Annotated in this window: 12 protein-coding genes; 6 read left to right on the top strand and 6 right to left on the bottom strand. The window is 74.9% G+C overall.

What is annotated here, in order from left to right:
* Positions 1-63: 63 nt before the first annotated feature.
* Positions 64-564: a VOC family protein gene (locus ACIBEA_RS22545; protein ID WP_354381702.1), complete on the top strand. Its 501-nt coding sequence runs from the start codon at positions 64-66 to the stop codon at positions 562-564.
* Between the two features lie 10 nt (positions 565-574).
* On the opposite strand, the gene ACIBEA_RS22540 is transcribed toward ACIBEA_RS22545, so the two are convergent.
* The 6 genes from ACIBEA_RS22540 to ACIBEA_RS22515 form a co-directional block, all read right to left on the bottom strand.
* Entirely contained in the window at positions 575-850 is a 276-nt protein-coding gene (locus tag ACIBEA_RS22540; RefSeq protein WP_399263579.1) for a hypothetical protein, read from the bottom strand.
* 102 nt (positions 851-952) lie between these two features.
* Positions 953-1,975: a TolB family protein gene (locus tag ACIBEA_RS22535; RefSeq protein WP_399263577.1), complete on the bottom strand. Its 1,023-nt coding sequence runs from the start codon at positions 1,973-1,975 to the stop codon at positions 953-955.
* Positions 1,972-3,249, bottom strand: a complete 1,278-nt coding sequence (locus ACIBEA_RS22530; protein ID WP_399263575.1) for an MFS transporter — start codon at positions 3,247-3,249, stop codon at positions 1,972-1,974. Before ACIBEA_RS22530 ends, ACIBEA_RS22535 begins: the two co-directional genes overlap by 4 nt.
* Positions 3,249-4,586 (bottom strand): discoidin domain-containing protein, encoded by a 1,338-nt coding sequence (locus ACIBEA_RS22525; RefSeq protein ID WP_399263573.1) that lies wholly within the window; start codon positions 4,584-4,586, stop codon positions 3,249-3,251. The genes ACIBEA_RS22530 and ACIBEA_RS22525 overlap by 1 nt, the downstream gene beginning before the upstream one ends.
* Before the next feature lie 298 nt (positions 4,587-4,884).
* Positions 4,885-7,971 (bottom strand): SGNH hydrolase domain-containing protein, encoded by a 3,087-nt coding sequence (locus ACIBEA_RS22520; protein WP_399263571.1) that lies wholly within the window; start codon positions 7,969-7,971, stop codon positions 4,885-4,887.
* 14 nt (positions 7,972-7,985) lie between these two features.
* Positions 7,986-9,695 carry a glycosyltransferase family 2 protein gene (locus ACIBEA_RS22515; RefSeq protein WP_399263569.1) on the bottom strand — a complete coding sequence of 570 codons (1,710 nt, stop codon included), beginning with the start codon at positions 9,693-9,695 and terminating at the stop codon, positions 7,986-7,988.
* A gap of 376 nt (positions 9,696-10,071) precedes the next feature.
* Between ACIBEA_RS22515 and ACIBEA_RS22510 the strand changes: the two genes are divergently transcribed.
* From ACIBEA_RS22510 to ACIBEA_RS22490, 5 genes are all read left to right on the top strand, one after another.
* Positions 10,072-10,266 carry a thiazolylpeptide-type bacteriocin gene (locus ACIBEA_RS22510; RefSeq protein ID WP_399263567.1) on the top strand — a complete coding sequence of 65 codons (195 nt, stop codon included), beginning with the start codon at positions 10,072-10,074 and terminating at the stop codon, positions 10,264-10,266.
* A gap of 182 nt (positions 10,267-10,448) precedes the next feature.
* Positions 10,449-13,271 carry a lantibiotic dehydratase gene (locus ACIBEA_RS22505; RefSeq protein WP_399263565.1) on the top strand — a complete coding sequence of 941 codons (2,823 nt, stop codon included), beginning with the start codon at positions 10,449-10,451 and terminating at the stop codon, positions 13,269-13,271.
* Between the two features lie 38 nt (positions 13,272-13,309).
* The gene (locus ACIBEA_RS22500; RefSeq protein WP_399263563.1) at positions 13,310-14,494 is read left to right on the top strand and encodes a lantibiotic dehydratase C-terminal domain-containing protein; all 1,185 of its coding nucleotides are present in this window, start codon (positions 13,310-13,312) and stop codon (positions 14,492-14,494) included.
* A complete protein-coding gene (locus ACIBEA_RS22495) occupies positions 14,491-16,308 on the top strand; it encodes a hypothetical protein (protein ID WP_399263561.1) in 1,818 nt (605 codons plus the stop codon). Before ACIBEA_RS22500 ends, ACIBEA_RS22495 begins: the two co-directional genes overlap by 4 nt.
* Positions 16,305-18,242, top strand: a complete 1,938-nt coding sequence (locus tag ACIBEA_RS22490; RefSeq protein ID WP_399263559.1) for a TOMM precursor leader peptide-binding protein — start codon at positions 16,305-16,307, stop codon at positions 18,240-18,242. The genes ACIBEA_RS22495 and ACIBEA_RS22490 overlap by 4 nt, the downstream gene beginning before the upstream one ends.
* Positions 18,243-18,254: the final 12 nt, after the last annotated feature.

Genomic DNA, 18,254 nt, shown 5'->3' with positions numbered 1-18,254 from the left:
GCCGAACCTTTCGAGCCAGGCCCTTCGAGTCAGGTCCTTCGAGTCATCCGGGAGTCCGTCGCCATGTCTGTCCGCCGTCTGAACCACGCCGTGCTCTGGATCCGCGAGGTCGAGCGGTCCGTCGCGTTCTACCGCGACGTCTTCGGCTTCCAGGTCGACCACCTGATCCCCGGCCGCGCCGCCTTCCTGAGTGCGCCGGGCAGCCTCAACGACCACGATCTCGGGCTGTTCGCGATCGGCGCCGACGCACCGGGACCCGAGCAGGGCCGGGTCGGGCTCTACCACCTGGCCTGGGAGGTCGGCACCCTCGGCGAGCTGCGGGAGCTGGGCGAGAAGCTCGGCGCGCTCGGAGCGCTCGTCGGCGCGACCGACCACCTGGTCTCGAAGTCCTTCTACGCCAAGGACCCGGACGGCAACGAGTTCGAGCTGATGTGGCGCGTCCCGCGCGAGGACTGGCCCGGCGCCGACTCCGACCTGCGCTCCGGCGCACTCGACCTGCCCGCCGCGATCGCGCGCTGGGGCGCGGACCTCGCGACGGGTTCGGCGGCGGGTTCCGCCAGCTGACGGTCCGGGCTCAGCTCGCCGACGGACTGCCGGAGGGCGAGGGGAACGGCCCGGTCGTGCTGGGGGCGAACGGCGCGATGTCGTCGTAGGTCGGCGAGGTCGTGGACGCCGGTACGGGATCCGGCGCCCACGGGCCCGCGTGGTCGGCCATGAGGATCAGCATCATCGCGGTGAAGAGCAGGCCGATGACGATCAGGGCCATCCCGACGGGGTTGCGGGGGTTGAAGTAGTAGTGGTTCGTGCCCCACTTGCTGCGCTTGAAGACCGGCTCGTCATCGGGGTGCAAGGCCAGGGCTCGTTCCTCGGTCGGGCGGACCCTCCTGCGAGGGCGGAGCGGACCGGCCCAATCTAGTGCTGCGCCCCTCACGAGCCCCCGGAGGGGGGCCGATCAGCGCAGCGCCGCCGGTGACGAACCGTTGGGCGTGGTGAGCCGAGGGGTTCCGGTGCCGTCCGCGGGCACGGTCCAGATGTCGCTCGCCCTGCCGTCCGCCCCCGGTAGGGCATAGGCGAGCGTGCCGTCGTCCAGCCAGGCCGCCTGGTCGTCGACGCTGCGCGTCTCGGCGAGCGGGGTCTCCTGCATGGACTTCAGGTCGAGGACGTACAACCGCCAGGGTGCGGCCGGATCGTCGGAGACCTTCTTCTTGAAGGCGATCCTGGTGTTGTCGGGCGAGAGCGAGGGGCATTCGGCGTTCTCCCGCAGTACCCGCGCGGACCACTCCCCCATGTTCCCCTCGACCAGGTGGGTCCGGCCCTTGCTGGAGACGGTCGCGTAGAAGCGGTTGTCGTCGCGGGCGAAGGTCACCCCCCAGTAGTTCACGTCGGGCGCGTGGTAGCGGGCGCCGTCGAGGGTGAGGGGGATCTGCTCCATGGAGGTCACCAGGTATCCGGTGCGCAGGTCGAGGATGGCGGTCCGGGTGGAGAAGGCACTGGTGGCGTACGAGTCCCCGCTCGCGAAGACCGTCCAGGACAGCATCCGCCCCGAGGCCGAGACCCGGGCCCGGTTGGGGACGCCCGGCACGGTGACCCGGCGGACCTCGCGTAGCTGTCGGTCGAGGACGATCGCGTACGTCTTGGGCAGGACCCCCGGTTCGGCGCGCAGGCACAGCGCGGTGTCCGCGGCGGCGTAGAACCGGTCGCAGGAGGGCCCTCCTGCGACGCGCGCGTCGGCGTCCCCGGAGAGCGGACGGTGGGCGACGCGGCCGGTGGTGGGGTCGCGGAAGTACAGGGCGGGGCCCGCCAGGGTGAAGGAGGCGTCCGCGGCGGCCGCCCGGGCCGTCGGGCGGGCCCCGGCGTGCAGGACGTATCCGGTGGCGCCGCCCGCGAGCAGCAGCGCGGCGCTCACCACGACGGCGATGCGGGCCCGGGGGCCCAGCGACTTCGGGGGTCGGCCGGACCCGGTGCGGTCGGTCATGCGGTTCGCCTCTCGGGGTGGGACGGGGTGGCGCGCGGCAGCAGCAGCCAGCCGCCGGCGAGCGCGACGCACAGGAGCGAGAGCGCGGCCCACAGCGCGGGGCCCTGGCCCCATACCGTCCACAGGGCGCCGAAGCCCACTCCGGCCAGCATCCGGGCGAGGGCCTGGCCGCTCTGGAGCAGGGCGAGTCCCCGCGCCGTGCCGTCGGCGGGCAGGACGGGTCCGGTGAGGGCCATCAGCACGCCGTCGGTGGTGGCGTAGAAGGCGCCGAGCAGCGCGAGGACGGGCAGCAGCAGGAGCAGCGCCGGGGCGTCGCCGGTGGGCAGGAGCAGGGCGGCGTAGACGCAGAGCAGTGCGAGGTGGCCGTACAGGAAGGGGAGCCGGCGGCCGACCCGGTCCGCGATCCGGCCCGCCGGGACGGCGAGCAGGAGATAGGCGGCGGCCCCGCCGAGCGGGAGCAGCGGAAACCAGCCCACGGGCAGGTCCAGGCGCTGCTGGAGCAGGAGGTAGACGAAGGCGTCGCCGACGGTGGCGGTGCCCAGCAGCGCGGTGGCCGCGAGGATGCGCCGGAAGGCGGGGTCGCGCAGCGCCGCGAAGGTCCCTCCCTTGCGGGGTGCCGGTGGCGCGCTCGGCCTGGGCGCCGGGTGGTGTCCGGGCACGTACAGGACGAGGAGCAGCACCCCCAACAGGCCGACGCAGAAGCTGACCACGAACACGGCGTCGTAGGCGCCGGCCGTCGCCCACAGCAGGGCGAAGGCGGCGAGCGGGCCGAGCAGGGCGCCGGTGGTGTCCATGGCCCGGTGGACGCCGAAGGAGCGGCCGAGCGCGTCGGGCGGGCTGCTCAGGGTGATGAGCGCGTCGCGGGGCGCCGTCCGGATGCCCTTACCGACGCGGTCGGTCGCGAGGGCGGCCGCGATCCCGGCGGTTGCGCCGCCGGCGAGCAGCAGGCCGAGGCGGGAGCAGGCGGAGAGCGCGTAGCCGATGCCGGCGACGCGTTTGTGCCGGTGGCCGCGGTCGGCGGCGTGACCGCCGAGGAGCCGTACGAAGGCGGTGGCTCCGTTGAAGAGGCCGTCCAGGAAGCCGAATTGGAGGGGGGAGAGACCCAGTCCGAGGACCAGGTAGAGCGGGAGCACCGCCGTGACCATCTCGGAGGAGATGTCGGTGACGAGGCTGACCGCGCCGAGTGCCAGGACGGTGCCCGGGACCCGCCGACCCGCCCCGCCGGTGCGGGGTCGGGCCGACGTGTCCGGGCGGCCTGTGGTCGCCAGGTACATCAGTGGCAGGTGTACTTCGGGCTGGTGTCCTTGGCCTTGCCGTCGGTCCCGACGTAGCTGAAGCTGTAGCCGTTGTCGGTGAAGTCGAGCTTCAGCACGCCGTACTGGCCGCTGATCCGCTTCTGGCTGTTGGGCTGGACGTTCTCGATGGGGTACGGCTCGGCGCCGCCCATGCCGCCGACGATCTCGACGATGCCGTCGGCCGTGGCCTTGCCGTTCGGGTCCTGCGGGGCGAAGCGCTCGTAGTGGTGGTCGTGCCCGTTGAGGATCAGGTCGGCCTTGGCACCGTAGAGGATGTTCCAGACCGGCTTGCTGACGGGGTCGTTGCCGTGGCCGCCCGAGGAGTACAGCGGGTGGTGGAAGTAGGCGGCGACGCACTGCTTGCCGTTCTTGGCGAGGTCGGCCTTCAGCCAGTCGATCTGGGCCTTCTGGTCGAAGGCGTTGGAATCGAGGGCGACGAAGTGCCAGTTGCCCTCGTCGAAGCTGTAGTAGGTCTTGCCCTGGGGGTAGGCGATGGACCCGAAGTACGCCTTGTAGCCGGCGAGGGATCCGGCCGGGTCGTAGGTCTCGTGGTTGCCGGGGATCGGGTGGGTCTTGTCCTTGAAGGCGCCCCAGCTCTTGTCGTAGTAGGCCTTGTAGTCCTGGAGCCGGGCGTCGTCGTACTGGTTGTCGCCCATCGTCAGGTAGAACTTCGGGTCGATCTGGCGGGCCAGGGCGGCCGTCTTGGGGTGGGCGCAGGAGCTGTCGGAGGCGGTGCACTGGGCGGCGATGTCACCGGCCGCGACCACGGTGAAGGCGCCGGTGGGCGGGGTGCCGCCGTCGACGGTGCCGTACACCTCGACCTCGTGGAGCGAGTAGCCGTACGCGGTGCCGCGCGCGGTTCCGTAGACGCGCAGGTAGCGGCCCTTGCCGGCGAGGCCGGTCCAGTCGTCGGTACCGCCGTTGCCCGCGGTCTCGTTGGCGAGGCGGGTCCAGGTGCTGCCGTCGGCGGATATCTCCACCCGGTAGACCTTGGCGTAGGCGGCCTCCCACGTCACGGACACGCGCGTCACGGTGGCGTTGGCGCCGAGGTCGACGCGGATCCACTGGGGGTCCTTGCCCTCGGCGCTCGCCCAGCGGGTCGCCGGATCGCCGTCGAAGGCCTTCTCGGGGCCGAAGGCGGAGGTTTCGGAGGAGGAAGCGGTGGCGGGCTTGCCACGCGAGATGAGGGAATCGGCGGCGGCCCCGGCCCGTTCGGGCAGGGCGAGCAACAGGCCACCGACGAGGAGGAGTACGACGGCGACCAGGGTCACCGTGCCGCGCCGGGCGGGCGCGGGTGCTGAAGCGTTCAGGCGCATCCTTGGGAACTCCTGCACTGGGGGGGGGAGTGAGAGCTGGGCACCGTTGCGAAGCGCCACCCACCGGCCCGGCCGCGGGCAGGGGGCGGCGCAACGGCGGCCGGGTCAGAACTCTCACTGAGCGCGTCACGCCCCTGTCACAAGGCACCGCGCCGAGCCGCCGCCGGGAATGCTATCGAACAGGAAAGTTTCCTACCAGTCTTTCGACACCCCTTCCCCGAGCACCCGTCGGGGGGCCGGGCAGACGTGCCCGGCCCCCCCCCGGGGGACACGCCTGACCGGCCCCTGCGCCGCGGCGTCAGGAGTGCTTCGCCGCCCCGTCCTTGGTGGAGACGGTGACGCGGTCGACCCGCATCGGATGGCCCGGTTCGGTGGCCGGACCCACCGTCGCACCGTCCGCGAGGGGGAGGTTGCCGCCGATCGCCACGTTCAGGATGAGGAACACCCCGTGGTCCACGGCCTGCTTCCAGGTCGCCGGGTCCATCCGGTCCGCGCGCACCCGGTGGTGCACCCGGCCGTCGAGCGACCAACGCACCTCCTGCGCACCGGGCGTGAGGTCGACCTCGACGGCGTAGGAGTGGAACGCCGTACGGCAGTCCGGGCACGGTTGCGGTCCGGACGTCAGGCCCGCGGGCTCCTGGCACGGTCCGCCGCCGAGGACCCCGCAGTGCAGGGTGGCGAAGACGTCGTCCCGTCCGTTGACGTTCTCCATGACGTCCAGCTCACCGACGGACGGCCAGCCGGTGTATCCGTTGCGGAGCGGTGCGCCGAGGGTCCAGAAGGCCGGCCAGTAGCCCGCCGCCTTCGCGCCCGTCACGTCCGGCAGGGCGATCGACGCCTCGATCCGCAACACCCCGCCGGGCGGCGGAGCGAAGTCGGCGCGCTTGGTCTCGATGCGGCCCGAACTCCACTGTCCGTCCTTGCGGGTGGGGACGATCTCCAGCGCGCCCTTCCCGTCGAGGCGGACGTTGTCGGTCGAGTCGGTCATCGTCTCGACCTCACCGGTGCCCCACTGCGGGGCCGGGCAGCCCGGGTAGCAGGTGCCCAGGTCGTACTGCCAGTCGGCAGCGGAGGGGCGGCTGCCCACCGGCCCGTCGAAGTCGTCGCGCAGCAGCTCCCGCCAGCCGTCGGCGCCAGGCGGCGCGGCGGCGCTCGGCTTCCCGGCACCGGCGGCGGCCCCGGCGGCCGCCAGCGCACCGGAGTCGGTCAACAGGCGTTCCAGGCGGGCCGTCAGGACGACGGCCGCGACGTTGGTGAGGTGGGAGTCGTCCCGGTAGAGCAGGATCCGGTCCAGCACCGCCGGGCAGGTCGCACCGGTGCCGGGGCACAGGACCGGGTTCACGCTGATGCTCCGTACGCCGGGCAGCGCGCCCGAGGCGATCCGCCGGGCCAGCACGTCGGGCTGCTGGGCTGCCGCCCGACTGAAGGCGCAGGACTCCGGGGAGGAGCCGGCGCCCGAGAGGCAGGCCGGGACGTCCTTGCCGGGTACGGGCGTGTCCTCGATGTAGACGATCGGCACGCCGAGGGCCCGCAGCGGCTTCAGCGTCTCCTCCCACGCCCCGACCAGGAGGGCGGGATCGGTGGTGTAGCGGGCCAGCGAGGAGATCACGACGAGGCGGGGTTTGGGCTGCTTGCCCAACCGGTCCAGCGCGTCCGCCCGCCAGGTGTCGCACTCGCGGTAGGCGCGGCCGAGCTGGGGGTTGTCCACGGCGAGCTTCGCCAGCGGGCAGCCCTGCTTGACCAACTCCTGGAGCGCCCAGCCGCGTTGCGAGGCCAGCGCGAGCATCGGCGAGAACCACTGACCGGCGTGCGAATCGCCGAGCAGCACGATCCGGTCCGGGCTGTCGACCGCGCCGAACAGGCAGTCCGGACTGCGGGTGACCTCCGGGTCCACCTCGCAGTTGCCGTCCGGCGGGAAGTCCTTGCCCGCCTGGACGGGACCGGGCACCACCGGGCCGTCCAGCGGAGGCGCCGCCGGGCCGCGGGCGAGCAGCGTGGGGCCGGTGGCCGCGCCCGGCGGCAGGCCCTGGAGGTCGACGGGGGTGGCCGGGCCCAGCAGGCGCAGCGTGGTGGTGCCGACCACCAGCGCGAGGACGACCGGCATGACGATGGCCGTGACGCCCACCGACAGTCCGCGGCGCGGGAGTTCGGAGACGGTGCGACTGCGGCGCAGCGGACGCTCCACCCAGCGCATGGTGGCGAGGGCGGGCAGTACGGCGGCGAGGGTCAGCGCCGTCCTGGCGGGCCAGCCGAGGGTGCCCAGGGCGGCTTCGGCGAACACGAGCACGGGCCAGTGCCACAGGTAGAGGTTGTAGGAGAGCCGCCCGACCGCGCGGGGCGCGCGGCCCGCGAGCAGCCGCCCGACGCCGTAGGCACCCTCGACGTTGCGCTCGCCCCGGCCGGGGATGGCGGCGAGGATGACGGCGGCGGCGCCCAGGGTCGGGACGAGCGCCGCGAATCCGGGGTACGGGGTCGTCGCGTCGTACGACACCACGCACCAGCCGATCGCCACGGCGCCGGCCCAGCCGCACAGCAACCGCAACGGACGCGGACCGCGCAGCAGGTGCCAGGGCAGCAGCGCCAGCAGCGCACCGGTGGCGAACTGCCAGACCCGCGAGGGGGTGCCGAGGTACGCGAGCGAGACCGAGTGGTCCGTCCAGCGCAGGGACAGCGCGAAGGAACCGAGGGCCAGCAGCAGGGTGGCGAGCGCCACGACGGCGCGCACGACCCGACCGCGGCGGACCGCGCGGGCCGTGCAGAGGGCGATCACGGCCATCAGCGGGGCCCAGAGGAGGTAGAACTGCTCCTCGACGGCCAGGGACCAGAAGTGCAGGAGCGGGCTCTGGTCGTGGCTCGCGGCGAGGTAGTCCGTCTGCTGCGAGACGAACCGCCAGTTGGCGACGGACACGGCCGCCGCGACGACGTCGTACTCCAGCACGGCGCGCCGCAGCGGTACGGTCAGCCAGGCGCCGGCCACCGCCACCGCGCCGAGCACGACGGCGGCCGACGGCAGCAGTCGCCGGGCCCGCCGGGAGAAGAAGTCCCCGAGCCGGATCCGGCCGGTGGTGATCGCCTCGCGGACCAGCAGGCCGGTGATCAGGTAGCCGGAGATGACGAAGAAGACGTCGACCCCGACGAACCCGCCCGCCAGCCCGGGGATCCCGGCGTGGAAGGCGAGGACGGCGAGGACGGCCACCGCGCGCAGGCCCTCGATGTCGGGCCGGAACGCGGACCGGTGCGGACTGGGTCCGGATTCGCCGCCGGAGCCGGCCCGCGCGGGTGCGCCGCCCGCCTCGGCCGGCGGCCCGGACGCCGCGGCGGACGGCCGCGGGGCCGGGGTGGTGCTGTGCTTCCGGCGGAAGCCGGGAGTCACGGGGAAGGGCATGGTGACGAGGCCTTTCAACTCAGCCAGGGAAGCATCGGGTTGACCCACCCGGATGCCAGCAGGCCGATGAGCAGGAGGGCCGCGGAGGCGGCCAGGGTCTCGGGCCAGCGACGGGGCCGCATGCCGGTGCCGGACCGCAGGGCGGTCCGCAGTCGGGCGCGCAGCCAACCGGTGTCACCGGCCGTGCTCCGGGGCTCCGTTGCCCCGCGCAATTCGGTCATCAGGTCCCGGATCAGGGGGACGTTGATCTGGCACTGCACCAACAGGTAGAGCAGCAGGCCCCAGTTGGGCTCCCAGCCGTTGCGGGCGACGGCGAGGGCCAGGCCGGTGGCGGCCGCGCCGTTGGAGAGCACCAGCCACACCAGCGAGACGGCCACCACGCGCCGGGCCATCCCGCCCGAGGCCTTCGGGCCGCGCACACCGGTGGGCACCCACGCGGCGCTACGGCCGCGCAGGGTGTGCAGGAACGCCACCGCGGCGGCCACGCTCGTCAGGACGTTCGCGCGGATCACCTCCACCCGCCAGCGGGTCCGGCTGATGCGCGGCAGCAGTACGTGCCAGAGCCACAGCGGGGCGAGCAGCGGCAGGACGTGCCAGGGCCGGATGTGGTCCGGGTACCAGAACATCATCACCAGCGGCGGCAGCGGCGCGGCGAAGGTGTTCACCACCGTGGTGAGGTAGCCGACGACGCCCTCGTAGAAGCACAGCCGCATCCGCCAGGGCGCGCGCATCCGTCCCAGCACCGGGGTGCCGATCAGGTGCAGGTTGCCCATCGCCCACCGGTACTGCTGGTTGATGAAGGCGGTGGCCTCGTCGGGCGACGTGCCCTTGGCGACCAGGACGGGCACGTACAGGGTGCGGAAACCCTGTTCGTACAGGGCGAGTCCGGTGTAGAGGTCCTCGCTGTGGTCGAGCCGGGCGAACCCCCCGGCCAGATCGATCGCCCGGCGTCGGTAGACGGCGTTGCTGCCGCAGCAGATCGCGGCGTCGCTGGCGTCCCGGGACGGCTGGATCCAGCGGAAGAACCACTCCTGGGCACTGCCCGCGGCCCGTTGGATCCAGCCCATGCCCTCGTCGGTGTCGAAGCACTGCGGGCTCTGGACGATGCCGACGGCGGGGTCGGCCAGGTAGGGGACGAGGTGGCGCAGGAAGTCGGGCCGGGGCGCGAAGTCGGCGTCCAGGATCGCGATGAACTCGCCGCTGCTCAGGGTGAGGGCGTGGTTGAGGTTGCCCGCCTTCTTCAGGTGGCCCCGGTCGGGGCGCACGACGTACTCGTAGCCGTGCGCGGCGGCCAGGGAGGCGACCTCGGGCCGATCCCCGTCGTCCAGGACCCACACGGTGAGCGCGCCCGGCCAGTCGACCTCGGCGACCGCGCGGTAGGCGTTGGCGAGGACGGGCAGGGGTTCGCCGCAGGTCGGCAAGTAGAGGTCGACGCTCGGCAGTTCGGCGGGTCGCCAGGCCTGGACGAGGATCTCGTGCGACTGCCGGGTCAGGCGGCGCGCGCGCAGGCTGTTGACGGAGGAGAGGACCAGAGCCACGACGTTGAGGCCGAGGACCGCGAGGAAGGCCCACAGTGCGGGCGTTCGCAGCGAGAAGGTGAACATCGTCACCGCGGTGAAGCTGAAGGCGAGAGAGGTGCTGATCAGGACCCAGCGACGCTGCGGGCCGAAGTACCAGTACAACTCGTCGTCGGATGGTGGCTGCGGAAGATGATGCACGGTCATATAGCCCCCCACGGCTGTATATGTGCCGGTTTCAGGTGACCCACTCTACCGTCAAAGGTATAGACCACACGCCCGAAGCGGGCCCAACGCGGCGATCGACACATGGATTTGGCGCGAATGAAATGGTCCAGACCTGTTTACGGTCCCATTCGAACGGCCCGTCCGGCCCGTCGGGAAAGCCGCAGGTCACAGGCGGGTGAACAGAGACCGAAGACTTGTGGCGTTCGATCACCCGACCGGTATGTCCCCCAGTACGTCTCGACCGCGCGTGGACCGCACCTCCAGTACTTCGCGAGCGCGGTGGACCAATGTGGTGACCGCCGCACAAACGGCACACGGAAACACGAACCCCCGCCACTCACACTGGGAGACGCGTATGTCCGACACCACGCCGAACGCGCACACCACCGAGTTCGAACTCCAGGACCTGGCACTCGACCTCGACGGCCTCACCGTCACCTCGATGAGCGACACGGTCGCGCTGCCCGAAGGCGGAGCCTCCTGGGGCTCCTCCTCCTGCCAGGGCTCCTCCTCCTGCGCCCAACCGCAGACCGACACCCCCACGGTGTAGCCGGGGCCGAGATCCCGGGCACCGACACCGCGCGTCACGGCCGTGCATCACGGCCGCACATCGCGGCCGCGCGTCCTCCCGCCGTACGTCGCGTACGGCGGGAGGCGCGCGGCCCGGGGCGGCCCGCACCGACCGGGCGGGCCCACCGCGCACGACGACCGGTAGGACGGGGAGGGAGCACCATGGGACGACCACAGGGTGGGTCACAGCCTGAGGAAGCGGGCGCGTACCGGGTGCGCACCGCGTCGTACGCACTGGTCCGCGCCACCGTGCTCGCCCATCCCGCCCAGCTCCCGCCCGCGGCGGCCTTCCGCACCTCGCTCGACCGCCTGCACCGGACGGACGCCCGGCTGCTGCGGATCACCGGGCCCCTGACCGACGCCCTCCACGACAGTCGGGACGGCCATCCGCCCGCCTTCCACCGCGACGTCGTCCTCCCGCTGCGCCGCGCCCTGCACAACGGCCGCGAGCCCCGACCCGCCCTACTGGAGCGCCTCGGTGACCTGCCGGCCCGGGTGCCGCTGCTCGCCACCTGGCTCGCGCTGCGGACCCGGCGGGCCGAGCTGCTCACGGGGCTGGGGGCCGTCACCGAAGAAGCCCTGGCCGGCGAGCGCGCGTCCTTGGCCGCCCTGTGCCGGGAACCGGCCCTCGGCCGGGCCGTCGCCCTCACCAGCGCGGACCTCTTGCGCGCGGTCGAGCGGGCGGGCACCGGAGCGACCGACCGCAGGGCGCGCAAGGAAGAGCCCACCGCCCTGCGCTACGCCCTGCGGGCCAGTACCAAGACCAGCCCCCTGTCATGGTTCACCGCGGTGGGCTGGGGCCCACTGGCCACGCCCGAGGACGCCTTCGGCGCGGCGACGCGGCCCGGGGCCGCCCGCGACTGGGGCACCGCGCCGCTCTTCGAGGACCCCCTGCACGCGGTCGTGAAGGTCAACCGCACCCTCACCAGCGCCCTCACCCACGCACTCCTGGCCGCCCCGCACCGGCGGGCCGCACTCCCCCACCGCATCACCAGCACCGCGCGGATCACCGGCCTGCGGGCCGCGTACGCGCGGGAGCGGACCTCCTTCGCCGGGGGCCGGTTCCTGGTGGCCGAGGAGGACGAGGTGGAGCTGATCCGCGGGGTCCCCCTGCGCCTGGTCACCGAGTGGGCCGAAAGCCCCTCCCGGCCGGCCGAGTTGGCCGCCCTCCTGGCCGCCGCGCTGAAGGGGGCGGGCGGCGCCGGATCCGACGCCGCCGCGGCCTTCCTCGGCCGGCTCGTCGAGGCCCGACTGCTGGTGCCCGGCGAGCCGTTCGCCCCGCAGGACACCGACCCGCTGGACCGGATCGCGTCCTGGTTGCGCACCGTCGACCCGGCGCACCCCGAGATCCCCGCGCACCCCGTGGCCCCGGCCGACGCCGGATACCCGGCCCATCCCGGAGACCCGGCAGACCCCGCGCTCGCCGATCGGATCCTCGAACTCGGCCGGATGACCGCTGGGTTCGGGGCCGCGCCCGCCGGCGAGCGTCCCGCCCTCCTCGCCGGGCTGTCCCGGAGCTGGGCGGGGGTGCTCGCCGACGCCGGCAGTCCCGTCCCGCCCGCATCGGCCCCGCTCAGCGTGCTCACCGAGGACGTCGTCGCCCCCCGCCCGCTGGTCGTCGACGGCTTCCTCGACGGCGCCGACCACGAGGCGCTCGGCGAAGTCACCGCCCTCGCCGAGCTGTTCGACCTCGGACACGTCGTCCGCCGCCTCCTGCGGGACCGCTTCGTGGAGCGCTACGGCTCCGGCGGCACCTGCCAGCACCCGTGGGAGTTCGGCGGCGAGGTCGCCGCGGCCTGGGAGGCCGCCGGGCGGTCCGCGACGCCCGCCCCCGAGGGCCCTGCCGCCTTCCCCACCGGGGTGGCAGAACTCGCCGCCCTGCGGGCGCAGGCCGTCCGCGCGGTCGGCGACGCCCCGGGCGACCGCGGGAGCGACCCGGGGGACGATCGGGCGCGCGTCCACGAGGTCGTCCTCTCGCCCGACTTCGTCAAGGGCCTCGGCGAGCGCCTGCCCACCTGGGCGGTCGAACGTCCGCTCAGCTACGCGTACTTCGTCCAGCGCGCCCCGGGTCCCGAGCCCGGCCTGCTCTGCGTGAACCACGTGTACGGCGGGTGGGGCCGGTTCACCAGCCGGTTCCTGGACGCCCTGGACCCGGGCGCCCGGGCCGAGGTCTCGCGGCAGATCCACCGCGGGCTCGGGCCCGGTGCGCGGGCCGCGCAGATCCGGCCCGTCGGCGGCTTCAACGCCAACCTCCACCCGATGCTCGTCCCGCAAGAGATCGGACCGGACCGCCGCTGGGCGTCGATCGGCGAGGCCGACCTGGACCTCGTCCACGACGAGGCCACCGACCAGGTCCGCTTCCGACTGCGGAGCACGGGTGAACACCTCGACGTCCTCTACCCGGGCTTCCTGGCCCCCGTCCTGCTGCCGCGTCGCATCGGGGCCCACCTGGCCGACCACCCCCACGGCGCCGTCGACTTCGGGTCGCTGGTGCCCCGACACTCCGTCGCCGCACCGGGCGGCCCGGTGACCCGCACCCCCCGGCTGCGCCACCGCCACGTGGTGCTCCGCCGCCGCCGCTGGCTGCTGCCGCCCGACGTGGTCCGCGCCCTGCGCTCCGACCTCGGGACCGAACCGGTGCCGGCCGCGGCCACGGCCCGTTGGCGCGCCCTGCTGGACCTGCCGGAGCAGCTCTTCCTGCACCCGGCCGCCGTCGCGCCGGGCACGGGGGAAGCGGGGGGCACGGGAGGGACGGACGGCGCGGGGGCCGCGGACGCGTTCCTGCACCGGCTGAGCCGCCCCAAGCCGCACCTCGTCGACCTCGGCAACCCGCTGCACCTGAGGTGCCTGGCCAAGTGGTTGTCCCGGCACGTCGACGCCGGCGCGGTGCTGGAAGAGGCCCTGCCCGCACCGGGCGGCCGGACCGTACCGGCCCGCGCGGTGGAGCTCGTCCTGGAGGTCTACCGGTCCGGACGGCTCCGATGAAGCGACTCCCGACGACAGTGGAAGCGAGCGTACGAGCGGTGCGACCCTCCGAGAGCGGCTCCCGCGACAGTGCCCCCTCCAAGGGGGCCGCCCCCTCCGGCGCCCTCCTCGATGTGATCGTCTACTACCACCACCCCGTCAAGGCGCCGCTGCTGCGCGACGTGCTGCTGCCGCTCGCCGCGTCCTGCGCGGCGGACGGGCTGGCCGCCCACGTCGAACGGCACTGGTTGCACGGCCCCCATCTCAGGCTCCGCCTGGAGGGCCCGGCCGCCCGGGTCGACGCCGCCGCGGCGGCCGCCGCGCGCCGGGTCCGCGACTGGCTGCGGACCCACCCCTCGCACGGCGAACTCACCGACGCCCAACTGCTGGAGCACGCCTCCGCCGCCGGCCGCGCCGAACTCCTCGCCCCGCCCTACGGACCGATCGTGCCCGACAACACCGTCCGTCTCGCACCCGTCGACGACGCCCCGCTGCGCGGCCTCCTCGGCGCCGCCGGCGCCGACCTGCGGGGCGCCCTCCTGCGGGCCGGCCTGGACCCGCTCCGCGCGGGCGCCCGCTTCCTGGCCGACCACGGCGACACCGCCGACGCCCGGGTCCAGCTCGCCGTGGTCGCCCTGGCCGCGCACGCCGGTGCCCACCCCGGGGGCCTGGCCGGCGGCCACTACTCGTACGTCTCCCACCTGGAGGACTTCCTCTTCCACGAGGATCCCGGTGGCCGACTGCGGGAGCGCTTCGAGCGCCATGCCGAGCGCGCGGGCGACGCCGTCACCCGCCTCGTCGGCAGGATCCACGACGGCGGCGCCCGTGGGTGGGAACGGGCCTGGACCGCCTACTCGGCGGGTGCCTGGCAGCTGACGCGGAGCCGCTACGACGCGGGCGCCGACCTGCACGGCGACCCCGACGCCTACCGGGCGCGGGCCGCCGCCACCGGGGACGCCGCCGCGGCCCTGCGCTGGAACCACGAGGAACGGACCGGTTTCAGCGACTTCCACCACCTGCTGCGGCGCTCCGACCCCGACGGGAGGATGTGGAACCGGCCCGACTACCTCGTGCACCGCGCCTGTACGAACGCCGTCTACCGCCTCCTCGCGATCTGTGACGTCCGCCCGCTGGAGCGGTACCTGGCGGCGCACCTCGTGATCCGCTCGGTGCCCGCCCTGACCGGCTGCGACTGGCGGACGGAGATCGGCGCGGCCGTCGACGCGGTGGAAGGCCGGTCGTGAGCGGCGCGGCCCTCACCGACCGGCGGCTGCGTCCCGGGGTCGCCGTCACCCCGCTGCGCGCGGGCCTCCACCTGCGCGGGCGTCGCGGGACCCTCACCCTGGAGGGCAGCGGGGCGCTGCCCGCGCTCTGGCGGCTGCTCGCCGAGCCGCTGCGCGAGGGGAGGGTGGCGGAGCTCCTGGACTCGATGGCGGCCCGTCCGGCCCTGCGCGCCTCCGTGCACACCCTGCTCGGGCAACTGGACGCGCACGGGCTCCTCGTGGCCGAGCCGGCCCCCGCTCCGCCCGGTGGTCCGGTCGCCGACTGGACCGGGGCGAGCGCCGGACGTCCGGGAGCCGCGGCCGCGGCGCTCGCCCGGGCCCGGGCCGAGGTCGTGTCCGCCGCGCCGGACGGTCCGCTGGCCGGGGCCGCCGGACGCGCGCTGGCGGCCGGCGGGCTGCCCGTCGACCACACCGCCGATCCGGAACTGCCCGCCGACCGGGCCCTGCTCCGCCTGCACGGCGCCGGACCCGAGCGGTGCGTCGCGGTCGGGCACCTCGGCGGGACCGGCTACGCCACCGCGCCGGGCAGCCCCGCGCAGGTCGCCGCCGACGCCGCGGCCCTGGAGGCCCGGTTGGGCCGCGCCGACCCGCCGCGGGGGCCGGCCGCATCCGCGACCGCGCCCGCCGCGTTCCTGCCCCTGCTCGCGGGCGCCGCGGCGCACCGGCTGCTGTACGCGGCGGCCGGGCAGCCCGACCCGTCCCGCGAGGGCGAGGACGAACGGCCACCGGACGCGCCACCATCCGACCCCGCTGCCGACCCCTCCGCCGTCCCGGCCTCCGTGCTGCCTTCCGTACTGCCTTCCGTACTGCTGGCGGACGCCCACCCCTTGCGGGCCGACTACCGCAGTTGGCCGGGTCCCGTCCGCATCGACGCCGACCGGCGGGTGCGGCTCGCGCCGGCCGGGACCCTGGGCGAGGCGCTGCGGCGGATGGCGGCCCTCACCGACGAGCGGTGCGGTGCGCTGCCCGAGCCGCTCCCGGCCGACCTGCGGCAACTGCCCGTACCCCTGGCCGGCTGCACGCTGCCCGGGGCCGACGCCGGGTCGTCCGGGGCCGGGCTGCTCGGCGGTGCGGCACGGCTGGACCTGGCCCGCCTCGACCTCTTCTGCCGGGCCGCCGAACTCCACCTGGGCGAGGGCCTCTTCACCGTCGGCGCCACTCCCGGGCACGCCCGGGGCCGGGCCCTGCGCGGCGCCGCCCGTCGCCGCCCCGCGCCCGCGCCCGGGCAGCCGTACGCCGTGGCCGCCGACCGGTGGGCGGACCACCCCCAGCTGCGCCACTGGTGGGCCACGCTGACCGGCCGTCTCGGGGTGGCCGCGCGGCTGGAGGTGGTCCGGCTCGCCCCGGGCCTGGAGGCCTACCGCGCCGTCGTACGTCCCTGCGCACCCGGCGGCCGGTCGGCGCCGCCGCCCCCGCCGCTCGGTGACGCCGTCGAGGCGACCCCCGGTGACGCGGCCGCCTTCGCCGCGCTCGGCGCCGTCGTCCGTACCTGCGCCGCCGCCGCAGGGCGGCCCGGCGCGCGCGTCTTCGCCCCGGACGGCGCGCTCGCGCCACTGGCCGCCGCCGGAGTACGGACGGCCGACTGGGAGGACGCGGGCGGTACCGGCCGGTGGCTGGCCGACCTGGCCGCACGCGAGGAGGCACACCAGGGAGCCCTGCGCCGGATCACGGGCACCGCCGCAGCGCCCGGAGCGCCCCCGTCGCGGCCGGAACTCGCCTCGTTGCTGGCGGCGTTCGGGTTCACCGTGCTGCCCGCTCCGCAGGGGGACCGATGAGCACCCTCACACCGGCACCGGCACCGCTCCGGACCGTAGGGCCCTCCGGGGCGCCGCCGGTGCCCGTCCTCGACGCGGCCTCCGCGACGGCGCTCAGGTCCGGCCCGGCCGTGGTCCTGCTGACGCGCTGGACGCTCGGGCTCGCCGAGGAGCTGAGCCGTCATGCGCTCGGGCATCCGGTGGCACTCGTTCCGGTGCGCTTCGACGGCGCCCTGGCCGTCGTCGGGCCGGTGCTGCGGCCGGGCGCGCCGGCCTGCCTGAGCTGTACGGAGTACCAACGGCTCGCCACGGCGGGCGGCCGGGTGCCGTGGCGCAGCCCGGAGTTGGCGCTGGGCGGCGTCCCCTCCCCGGCCCTGTCGGAGGCGCTGGGCGCCCTCGCGGTCGGCCTGTTGGAGCCCGGCGCGGGCGCGCCGGATCCGGACCCCGGGGCGGCCGTGGTGCACCTCGTGCACCAGGGCCGGGGCACCTGGTCCACCCATCGCGTCCGGCCGGTCGGCGGCTGCCCGGTGTGCCGGCCGCTGCCGACGGACTCCGCGGACGCCGTCACCCCGCTGCCGTCCGCGCCGCGCCCGCTGCCGGACCCGTACGTCCTGCGCGCTCCCAATCCGCTGACCACGCCGGACCGGCTGCGCGGGGCGCTCTTCGACGAGCGGTTCGGCCCGGTGCGCCGGCTCTTCCGGTCGGAGGACTCGGCGTTCTGCCTCACCAGCGCCTTCGTGAGCGACGGACGCGCCGTGGACGACGGCGGGTACGGTCGGTCCCTCGACTTCGGTGGCAGCGAGCGGATCGCCCTGTTCGAGGGCGTCGAGCGGTACGCGGGCATGCGCCCCACCGACAGACGGACCGTGCTGCGGGCCTCGTTCGCGCAGCTCGGGCCCGAGCGGGCCGTGGACCCACGGCGGCTCGGCCTGCCCGACCCCCGCTACCACGGGCACCCCGCGTCGGCGACCGTCCCCTACGCGCCGGAGCTGGAGATGGACTGGGTGCACGGCTGGTCGCTCACCCGGCGGCGCGTGCGGGCCGTCCCCGAGCACGTCGCGTACTGGGACGTGCCCGGGAGCCGCGGACCGCGCGTGGTGTACGAGTCCTCCAACGGCTGCGGCCTCGGCAACAGCCCCGAAGAGGCCGTGCTCTACGGCCTGTTCGAGGTGGCCGAGCGCGACGCGTTCCTGATGGCGTGGTACGCGGCGACGCCCCTGCGCCGGATCTCCCCGCCACCGGACGACCCGGACACCGCGCTGCTCGCGGACCGGGCGGCCCTGGCCGGGTACCGGCTCGTCCTGCTCGACGCGACGAACGACCTCGGCGTCCCCGCCGTCGTCGCGGTCTGCCGGTACGAGGGCTCCCACCCGGAGGCACCCAGGATGTTCCTGGCCGCGGGCGCCCACCACGATCCACGTGCCGCCATCCGCTCCGCGGTCGCCGAAGTCGTCACCAACGTCGTGGAGTCGGGGCCCCGCTCGCTCGCCGAGGGCGGCCCGCGCGACCCCCGACGGCTGCGGCCGATGCTGGACCGGCCGGAGCTGGTGACGACCCTGGACGACCACGTCGGGCTGGGCACCCTGCCGGAAGCGGCCTCCCGGTCGGCGTTCCTCCACGCGGACACGCCCCTCGTGAGCGTCGAGGAGGCCTGGCCGGGGGCGCCCGCGCCGGTGCGCGACCTCTCCGTCCTGCTCGGGGCGACCGTGGAGCGGCTGTCCCGGGCCGGGTTGGAGGTCATCGCCGTGGACCAGAGCGAGCCGGGGCTGCGCGAGCGGCTCGGGCTGCACTGCGTGAAGGTCGTCGTCCCGGGCTCGCTGCCGATGACCTTCGGGCACGTCAACCACCGCGTCCGGGGCCTGCCCCGGCTGCTGGAAGTGCCGTACCGGCTGGGGCGGTCGGACCGGCCGCTGCGTCTGGAGGACCTCTCGGTCCACCCCCACCCCTTCCCTTGATCCGGCCCCACG

Source organism: Streptomyces sp. NPDC051555 (genome assembly GCF_044454405.1).
Taxonomy (GTDB): Bacteria; Actinomycetota; Actinomycetes; order Streptomycetales; family Streptomycetaceae; genus Streptomyces.
Note: the sequence above shows the minus strand (reverse complement) of the source record. Positions and strands in the feature narration are given on the sequence as shown.

Bases quoted from the DNA above. Each gene is read 5' to 3' on its own strand.
- ACIBEA_RS22545 (WP_354381702.1), top strand. From the start codon at position 64: ATGTCTGTCCGCCGTCTGAACCACGCCGTGCTCTGGATCCGCGAGGTC.
- ACIBEA_RS22535 (WP_399263577.1), bottom strand. From the start codon at position 1,975: ATGACCGACCGCACCGGGTCCGGCCGACCCCCGAAGTCGCTGGGCCCC.
- ACIBEA_RS22530 (WP_399263575.1), bottom strand. From the start codon at position 3,249: ATGTACCTGGCGACCACAGGCCGCCCGGACACGTCGGCCCGACCCCGC.
- ACIBEA_RS22525 (WP_399263573.1), bottom strand. From the start codon at position 4,586: ATGCGCCTGAACGCTTCAGCACCCGCGCCCGCCCGGCGCGGCACGGTG.
- ACIBEA_RS22520 (WP_399263571.1), bottom strand. From the start codon at position 7,971: ATGCCCTTCCCCGTGACTCCCGGCTTCCGCCGGAAGCACAGCACCACC.
- ACIBEA_RS22515 (WP_399263569.1), bottom strand. From the start codon at position 9,695: ATGACCGTGCATCATCTTCCGCAGCCACCATCCGACGACGAGTTGTAC.
- ACIBEA_RS22510 (WP_399263567.1), top strand. From the start codon at position 10,072: ATGTCCGACACCACGCCGAACGCGCACACCACCGAGTTCGAACTCCAG.
- ACIBEA_RS22505 (WP_399263565.1), top strand. From the start codon at position 10,449: ATGGGACGACCACAGGGTGGGTCACAGCCTGAGGAAGCGGGCGCGTAC.
- ACIBEA_RS22490 (WP_399263559.1), top strand. From the start codon at position 16,305: ATGAGCACCCTCACACCGGCACCGGCACCGCTCCGGACCGTAGGGCCC.